Raw genomic sequence first — 4,140 nt, 5'->3', positions numbered from 1 at the left:
GCGGGGGGCGCGGTGGGTCGGGCGCAGTGATCGGCAGGCTATGTAGGCGGTCCATGCGGCAAGGTGAGGCAGTGGGAGGGTGGTCCGGGTGCGGCAGCCAGGGCACCGGTTGATCAGGCCGCCGCTATGGACCGGGGTGACACGCTCTGACATGCCGACAGGTTAACGGCCGACACCGACATACTGATGGGTGACGTACTCGTACTGGGCATCACGGCGAGCACAGGTCGACGACCTGTCCACCCACGCATCATCCAGGCCACGGCGGGCGTTGATGCGTTGATGGCGCTATACGGCGATTGCCCACCGGGCTCCCGCCGGGGTTAAAGTGATGATCGCTTCACGGCACGGTGGGCTGCGTCCTGCGTGAGGGCAGGGCCCTGCTCGCCTGTCCCGGGCCCCGTCGTTCACCTGGGCCGGGGGTGAAGTGCCAGGGAGTGTGGCGGAATAGGCAGACGCGCCGGATTCAAGTCCCGGTGCCCTTACGGGCGTGAGGGTTCAACTCCCTCCACTCCTACCACCACGTACACCGCTACCTCGGCGGCGTGCCTACCGTGTGCGGCGAGGACGAACGTGCGGCGCCGGGGCCGGAGCCACGGCCAGGATGTTTCGCACCGTCACCGCATCCAAGCCGGTGCGCTGGGCGATGCGCTGGATCGGCTCGCCGGCCTGCCTGGCGGTGTTGATCGCCGCCGCCAGATCGCGCCGGGCTGCATGAAGAACCTCCTGCGCCGCGATCACGGCCGCCGCAGCATCCTCCAGGCTTGCGTCATCCGACGGGTGCTCTCGGGCGGAAGAAGAAGACGTCATGAGGTCATGCTGCCCGAGTGTGGGAGCGGGCCGCGAACAGCCCAGGGCCCGCTGCCAGGTACCGACGTGTATCCGGGCGTCTAGAGATCGGGTACCGCTGGACAGGCGTGCCAGGCGCGGGCAAGACATCGATCCTGCGCGGCTTGGCCAAAGTTGGGCACGCTGGATGGGATCGCCAAACCGCAGGACATGTATCCCCAGCCCATCATGTCGCTCTGGCGGCACCTGACCGAGTCGCGCTGGCTGCCCCTGGACGAGCTCATCGGGTACGCGCGCTTCCCTCAGATGCGCGAGGTGGCGTCCCGGCTGGCGCGCGGCGTCTTCCCTGGTTGTCATCATGTGTTCGTCTCACACCGCTGGCTGGACGTCGAACAGCCTGACCCGGACGGCACGCAGGCGCGACTGATCGCGTGGCATCTGGTCGTCTCGCTGTGCGAGGCGGTCCAAGTCGCCCATCGACGTGGACTACCCCTCGTCGGATGGCTCCCGCCGCGATGAACATGCCGGTCGGTGTGGCCGGTTCGGACCTGGCGGAGTGCCTGTTGATCGGTGTCCTGAGGGAAAGGCTGGACGACACGTCACTGGTGCCGGTGGCCCAAGAGGTGGAACGGATCGGCGTGGACGTGATCGAGTTCGATGCGGCACAGGCATCCGACGACATCGGCCTGCGGCGCCTGCGTGCCTTGCTCGACACCGTGCCCTCGCTGCAGCCGCTGCTAAGGCGGATTCATCTCTGGTACGACTACAGCTGCGTGCCACAGGCTCCGCGCACCCCCGAGGAACAAGAACTGTTCCGGCGGACCCTTGAATCGCTGTCCCTGCTGCAGGTCGCCGGGCGCACCCTGGTGCTACTGGACGACGTTGCTGACTACCTGGGAGGCGCTTGGTGCAGCCTGGAGGCAGCGGCCTCATTGGCGTGCACGGCGGACGGGCGTCCCGACGTGCTGCACACCGGAAGAACGGCGCGGCCGTCGGGCCCCACCACGGACGCCGAGTCGCTGCGCAGCCTGGTGCTCGACCGCCAGCTCGTCATCTGGCGCGGGCTGCTGGACACCGAACTATTCCGGCTGCAGACCCGCGAGGAGTGCGTGCGCCGGCTCGGACTGTCCATGGCGGAGCCGGGCGACCTCGCCTACCTCTACGACAGCATGTTCTCGTTTGCCGTACCGAACGGCCGCATGAGCCAACAGGCCCTGGTCACGGGCGTGGTTCCATTGCCGGACATGGGTGAGGACGAGATCCTGATTCCTGCGCCGGACTATCAGGGGTCCCAACCGGTCGAGGGCGGGCGACCGGTCCGCGTGATCGGTTCCCTTGACGCGTGGGGCGCCCTGAATCTCCGAGGCTACGTCGAGGAGGGACACGCTACAGTCGGGCCTCCCGACGTAACGCCGTACTGGCGCGTCCCGGAGTCGGACGCCATCGGCACAGCGCCGACCTGTCACGTCGCGGTCGTCGGCGAGTGCGAGGGGGAAGCCGTACTCATATCGTCCTGGGTACGACGGCACCGCACAGAGCTGGAGAAGCTACTGCAGCTCACGGTCGTCTCGGGTAGCTGGACCGCGGTGGACCCTGGAGGGGTCTGTCTGGAGCAGGACGTTGCCGTCAGCGTCATAGATGTAACTGGTGGTGCCGCTCTTGCCGCCGCTGACCTGGGTGAGCTGATCGGCCTCGTTCCAGGCCAGGGTCTGGTTGCCCGACGCAATGGTGTTGCGGCCGGTGGTGTTGCCGGCCTTGTCATAGGCGTAGCTGGTGGTCGCGTTGCTTGGGCCGCTGTCCTGGGTGGAGGCCAGGGCGTGGGGCTGGACGGTGCCGTTGCCGTTGTAGGTGTAGCTGGTGGTGGTGTCGGTGCCGCCAGTGGTGGAGTGCTCAACTTGGTGTTGCCGCTGGCCGAGGGCGTCGAAGTCCCAGCTGGTCCAGTACGCGGTGCCGCCAGCGAGCGGATCGCCGACTTGGGTGTGGGAGCTTGTGGTGGGGGTGGCGCTGCAGGCGTCGGTGGCGGTCCAGGCTTGGGTGAGTCGGTCGAGTTCGTCGTACTGGTAGCACTGGGTCTCGGGGGCGGCTGTGGTGCCCAGGCGGGTGGTGACCTGCTTGGTGGTGTTGCCTGCGGGGTCGTAGGTGTAGTTCTGCTCGTCGACCTTCGCCGGGGTGGTGGATCGGGTCACCAGCTGGTCGGTCAGCGCTCCGGTGTGCGGATCGTAGGTGTTGACAGGAGAGTGGAACGCGCAGCGAGGCGAGGACGGCCATCAGCATCGGGTGGAGGCCATTAGGGGACCCGGGCCGGGTCCGTAATGGCCTCCACTGCGCGGCGCAGTTCTCACCGCGCACCCGGACCTTCGCGCTGCCAACGAACGAGATCGGCCAAGGCCCGACGCAGATCGGCAACCGAGGCCAATTCCCGATGCTCAACGCTCACCTTGCCGGTCGCAATCACGCCACGCTCGAGTTCCGCTTCCCCGCCCTCCCACAATGTCAATTGGCTGAGGATCTCGCTTCGATCCAGCGCCAACGCCATACTCGGCTTGCCCCACTGGGACCGCGAATCATCGAGATGCAGCGCGATCCCTTCGGCAGCCAGAGACTCCCCACACTCGGCCGCCCAGGCTCGCAGTGCTGCAAGCAGAGGTTCGTCGATCGTCATCACTTCTCCATCAGCCACTGGATGTTCAATGCAGGCCGAAACTGTGGTGCCGGCAGGCCGCGGCGCAGCGCGAGACGGGCTCGCATAGAATTCGGCCCAGGAATCTGAGCCCATCCGGGTTCGCCCGCAGGATGCAAGGAACCACGCGGTACGTCGAACTCGACATAGCCCGTGCCGGGCGCGGCCTGTCGCCCGTACGCCGCCGGGTTCGAAGGATGCGCCACATATGTTGTGCCTCCGGCCCCCTCTTGAACAACGCCAGTGTGCTTCATCGCATCGTGCTCCACTCGTAACATCCATCGGCCCACGCGCACCAGTTCGCCGCCACCTACTGCAGCGTTCTGCTGAACGCCTACCTTGCCTTCAGTTGGTAGGCCTTCAGAAAGCAAGCTCGTCTCTTCGGCTGCGGCTCCGCGGCCTCGGGTGAGCACGAGCACCAGGGCGAAGGCGGTGATGCGGCCGCTAGCGTGGGCGCCGTCTCCCTTCTTGTATTCGGTGTAGATGCTAGCGCCCGTGTCGTACAGGCCTTCGATAGCAGGGATGCCTTGGTTGATGAGGGCACCCTCCGGAGTGAAGTTGGAGCAGCTGCTTAGCCTCGCGCTTTCACGAGGCAGTGCGTCCGGTGGGTGATCAGAAACGCGAAGAGTGCTCCTGACCTGCAACGATGGGACTTGTCTAGGGTCCAGGTC

5 protein-coding genes and 1 tRNA gene are annotated in these 4,140 nt (G+C 66.5%); 2 read left to right on the top strand and 4 right to left on the bottom strand.

The features are described 5' to 3' along the window. Positions 1 to 433: 433 nt before the first annotated feature. Positions 434 to 520: transfer RNA gene (locus ADL25_RS06040), tRNA-Leu, on the top strand. A 29-nt stretch (positions 521 to 549) separates the two neighbouring features. On the opposite strand, the gene ADL25_RS06035 is transcribed toward ADL25_RS06040, so the two are convergent. Beyond that, positions 550 to 810 carry a hypothetical protein gene (locus tag ADL25_RS06035; RefSeq protein ID WP_159044892.1) on the bottom strand — a complete coding sequence of 87 codons (261 nt, stop codon included), beginning with the start codon at positions 808 to 810 and terminating at the stop codon, positions 550 to 552. 189 nt (positions 811 to 999) lie between these two features. Here ADL25_RS06035 and ADL25_RS06030 point away from each other — a divergent pair, with 189 nt between their 5' ends. Next, a complete protein-coding gene (locus ADL25_RS06030; protein ID WP_159044891.1) occupies positions 1,000 to 1,308 on the top strand; it encodes a hypothetical protein in 309 nt (102 codons plus the stop codon). 1,028 nt (positions 1,309 to 2,336) lie between these two features. On the opposite strand, the gene ADL25_RS06025 is transcribed toward ADL25_RS06030, so the two are convergent. The 3 genes from ADL25_RS06025 to ADL25_RS50330 form a co-directional block, all read right to left on the bottom strand. After that, entirely contained in the window at positions 2,337 to 2,975 is a 639-nt protein-coding gene (locus ADL25_RS06025; protein WP_059126583.1) for a hypothetical protein, read from the bottom strand. A 152-nt stretch (positions 2,976 to 3,127) separates the two neighbouring features. Beyond that, complete coding sequence (locus ADL25_RS06020; protein WP_059126582.1) at positions 3,128 to 3,451, bottom strand: hypothetical protein; 324 nt, start codon at positions 3,449 to 3,451, stop codon at positions 3,128 to 3,130. Further along, positions 3,451 to 4,140: hypothetical protein (locus tag ADL25_RS50330; RefSeq protein ID WP_234380647.1), on the bottom strand; the 690-nt coding region annotated here is incomplete at its 5' end. The genes ADL25_RS50330 and ADL25_RS06020, both read right to left, overlap by 1 nt.

The sequence above is a fragment of the Streptomyces sp. NRRL F-5122 genome (genome assembly GCF_001507435.1).
In the GTDB taxonomy this organism is placed as follows: domain Bacteria; phylum Actinomycetota; class Actinomycetes; order Streptomycetales; family Streptomycetaceae; genus Streptomyces; species Streptomyces lannensis.
The sequence above is the reverse complement of the archived record's forward strand: the minus strand, read 5'-3'. Positions and strand labels throughout refer to the sequence as shown.